This window comes from Gelidibacter japonicus (genome assembly GCF_010725055.1).
GTDB lineage: Bacteria > Bacteroidota > Bacteroidia > Flavobacteriales > Flavobacteriaceae > Gelidibacter > Gelidibacter japonicus.
On the sequence record NZ_BJKB01000041.1, the window covers coordinates 1 to 3,954 of the forward strand.

Genomic DNA, 3,954 nt, shown 5'->3' on the forward strand with positions numbered 1-3,954 from the left:
TCACGGTCAACACCCTTGCGACTTACTAATGCTTCCAGACGTTACTCCAGCGCATAAGGGACTTGCACCCTCTAAATTAATACCTTACTTTGCAGTAAGGTAAAGATGCCCATACTGGGCACACACATTGGCTATACGTAATGCGGGCGGAAGTGCCAACCGAAAAGTCAGTGCTTCTAATCCGCCAAAGCTACCGGTCGTGCTAAACTGAAAGGTAATTGCCTTGAAGTCCCGCACTACGTATAGCCGAGACCGTTAGCGGTCAGGTAAAAACAAAAGCCAGAACTTAAAATGAAAATGAAAAAAAATATCATATTAGTAATTTTTGCAATCGTTTTATTAAGTTGCAACCAAACAAAAACGGACAAATCAGTAAATCCGACTAACAATATCAGCGAACAAAAGTCAGATTCTAATAATCAAACTGTAATACTTTCTTTAGAATTCGCAGAACTGAAATTATCCGAACTCCCAGACGCCATAAAAGTAACAATGACAAACAATACAAATGACACAATAACAACGGGAGAACATTTTCGTGTTGAAAAGTTTGAACATAACGAATGGATAGATTTTACTCCAAAGGATATAGCATTTAGAGATATCGGTTATGACCTAAATCCTAATGGCGCCAAAACCTTTAATGAGAATTTATTTAAAAATCAAATCGATTATAAACTGGGAAAATACAGAATCGCAAAATCTTACTTAAAATCTGATTATCGAAAAACGAAAGAGGATTTTAATATTTATGCGGAATTTGAAATTAATTAAGTGAAATGGTCATAAAGATAGAAACCCGAACCGCTAACACTGTATAAAAAAAATAGGGCAATTAAGTGCTAAACCCAATGTTTCAAGCTTATTTGCGAGGACGCCAAATCTTTTGATTTGGCTTTTAGAACAAAAATTAAAACAAAATGCAAAAGATTTGGCTTGTGGATAATCCGAAAAGTAATTGCTTATTTTCAGCCCTACTTCTTTTATACTAAACGTTACCTGCAAGCTGAAACATCAAATAAATAATGATTGAAAAAATAAAATTAAAATCAGGTTCATCTCAAGGACAACCGAATCTTGAAATTGAATTGACCCCTATTACTGTTTTTGTAGGACCTAACAACTCTGGAAAAAGTAGAATTCTTATTGAAATTGAAAAGTTTTCTAGAAATACATCTGGACAACCCAATGACCTGATACTTCAAAATTTAGTTTTTAAATCGTTGACTAAAAATGAAATTGAAACGGAATTAGATAAAATAACTCAAAAACCTAAATTTAATGAGACAATAGATGCTGGTCAAATAATCATTGGAAAAGTTAGTTCGCAAGAGAATAGTGCTGTTAGAGTTAAGGTAAATAAAGATGAGGTTGTACGAGTTGCTCAAAACCCATCAAAAAATGTTTGGTATTCCCGATACATAAATTTATATACTCTTCGACTAGATGGAACTAACCGCTTAAATCTACTAAACGAACAAAATGCAGGTGATTTACAATCTACTCCAACAAATCATTTATCACATTTATTCATAGATAATGATTTAAGAAAAGAATTAAGACGAATAATTTATGAGGCTTTTGGTAAGTATTATGTTATAGACCCAACAAATATTGGAAAATTAAGAGTACGTCTTTCTGACGAAGAGCCAAAATCTGAAAGAGAAGAGAAAGGTTGGGAAAATGAAGCAATAAATTTTCATAAAAAAGCTCTTTTAATTGACGAAGCTAGTGATGGAGTTAAAGCCTTTTCTGGTATATTAACTACTCTATTGGCGGGTGACCCAAAAATAACTTTAATTGATGAACCAGAAGCATTCCTCCACCCTGCCTTATCAAATAAACTAGGTAAAGAAATTGGAAAATCATTAAGAAATTCCCATAAAAGATTATTAGTTGCAACTCATAGTTCATCTTTTCTTATGGGGTGTATTCAATCAGCAGCACCTCTTAATATTGTAAGACTGACTTATAAAAATGGTGTCCCTACCTCAAGGATTCTTCCAAAAGAAAAGATTCTTCATTTAATGAGACATCCATTATTACGGTCGACAGGTGTTTTAAACGGGTTATTTTATGAAACTGTAATAGTTACCGAAGCTGACTCGGACAGAGCATTTTATCAGGAAATAAATGAGAGGCTTTTATCTGAAAGTGACAGTAGAGGAATTAGCAATTGCTTATTTATAAATGCACAGAATAAACAAACGGTTTGGGAAATTGTAAAGCCTTTAAGAGAACTTGGAATACCAGCCGTAGGTATAGTAGATATAGATGTATTAAAAGAAGGAGGACAAGTTTTTACAAAACTTTTGGACGGAGCATTTATTCCTCAATTAAATCACCAACCATATCATAATCAAAGGAAAAGCTTATATGACGCATTAAATGCAACAAGACAAAATTGGAAAATAAATGGCGGGATTGATTTACTTAACGGTGGAGATAAAGAAGCTTGTTCAAATTTTTTAAATCAACTAACCGACTATGGTGTATTTGTAATTCAAAAAGGAGAATTAGAAAGTTGGTTAAAACATTTAAATGCAAGTGGGCATGGTTCAAATTGGCTAATTGATATCTTTTCAAAAATGGGTGATAATCCAGAAGATGCCAACTACACAAAACCAAATAACGGAGATGTTTGGGACTTTATAGGGGAAGTAAAAAAATGGGTTGAAAATCCCAATAAAAAAGGAATACCAAAATAATAGCCAGCAGGTAACAATGTATATAAAAAATAGGCGGAGCAGTAATAAAATCAAGGCTTGTGGTTCGTATAAAAGTTTGTGCTTAATTAAAAGCTTGCTACTTCGAAATCGCCTACTTTTTATATACTAACCGTTGGGCAACATATGAAAACGAACTTTTTGCTAAATATCATAATTGGATTTCTATTCACATCTTGTGTTGCACAAAATGAACGGATTGAGAATATAATAATGGATTGTTCTTATCAATCTTTTGCTGACAATGGAATCGCTTTTAAAAAACTTATTTCCGATTACGAAAGCTTACTGATAAACGAGAAAATATTGGCGAACAATAGTGGAAAAAGCTATCGACAAGTTTTAAAGGACATAGCCAGCGAAAAGGAATTTGACAAAGTTCCATCCAAGTTCTTTGCAGAGGAATTACAAAAAATAGAAAAACCTAATTTAGAAAAGGCACAAAAATGCCAAGAAATAATAGTTAAGGATTCTGCAAAGTATGATATGACTAAACTTAAAGGTTTAGAGCAAGCAATTGACAACGCTCAATATTCGGGCGATTTACAACCTGCTTTGATTGCGGAAGACATCTTAAAAGTACTCACAGAAAAGGACTTTGAACTTGATTTTTATAAATTAAGGACTTTTCTTTTATTCAGTATAATTGACACTAATACTGGAATTAGCAGAAAATTACCAGATTTTGAAAACGACGAATCAGAAATTGATTTGACAAATGCTTTAAAAATAACTCTTGACGATAAAAATCAAATCTTCGTAAATGCTAAAAAAGTAAGTTTGGAGGATTTAAAAACGTTCGTCCGAGATTACGAATCTGAATTTAAATCGGAATCAATAATTTCCTTGAAAGCAGACCGAAGAACAATGTATCGAACTTATATTGACGTACAGAATGCAATAGTCGGAGAGATACAACATTTGAGAAATAAATTAGCAAAAGAAAAATACAAAACGGAATTGGACAAACTGACAGAAGAGCAACAATCGGAAATCAAAAAAGTTTATCCACAAAAATTAATTGAATAATAAATACGTTGCCCAACAAAGAACTGAGGCAAAAAACAAGGCTTTTCTCCATTAAATTTGACAAATGCGGTCCTGGCATTGTTGAAGTGGAATAAAGCTCCTTCGTCGTTTTATTTCCAATCCAACAATCAATAATCAGCACCAAAGTTGATGAGTCCGATTAATTAATCTTTAACACTGACACATGGGCATCATCGTA

At 33.0% G+C, this 3,954-nt stretch carries 3 protein-coding genes; all 3 read left to right on the plus strand.

The window, feature by feature from the left end; genetic code table 11:
* The first annotated feature begins 297 nt into the window (after nucleotides 1–297).
* The 3 genes from G6N06_RS19475 to G6N06_RS19485 all read left to right on the plus strand — a co-directional run bounded on the left by G6N06_RS19475 (nucleotide 298) and on the right by G6N06_RS19485 (nucleotide 3,755).
* On the plus strand, nucleotides 298–774 hold the full coding sequence (locus G6N06_RS19475; protein WP_163518368.1) for an immunoglobulin-like domain-containing protein: 477 nt from the start codon (nucleotides 298–300) through the stop codon (nucleotides 772–774).
* Between the two features lie 251 nt (nucleotides 775–1,025).
* Nucleotides 1,026–2,708 (plus strand): ATP-dependent nuclease, encoded by a 1,683-nt coding sequence (locus G6N06_RS19480; protein WP_163518369.1) that lies wholly within the window; start codon nucleotides 1,026–1,028, stop codon nucleotides 2,706–2,708.
* Between the two features lie 144 nt (nucleotides 2,709–2,852).
* Complete coding sequence (locus tag G6N06_RS19485; RefSeq protein WP_163518370.1) at nucleotides 2,853–3,755, plus strand: ExbD/TolR family protein; 903 nt, start codon at nucleotides 2,853–2,855, stop codon at nucleotides 3,753–3,755.
* The last annotated feature ends 199 nt before the right edge of the window (nucleotides 3,756–3,954 follow it).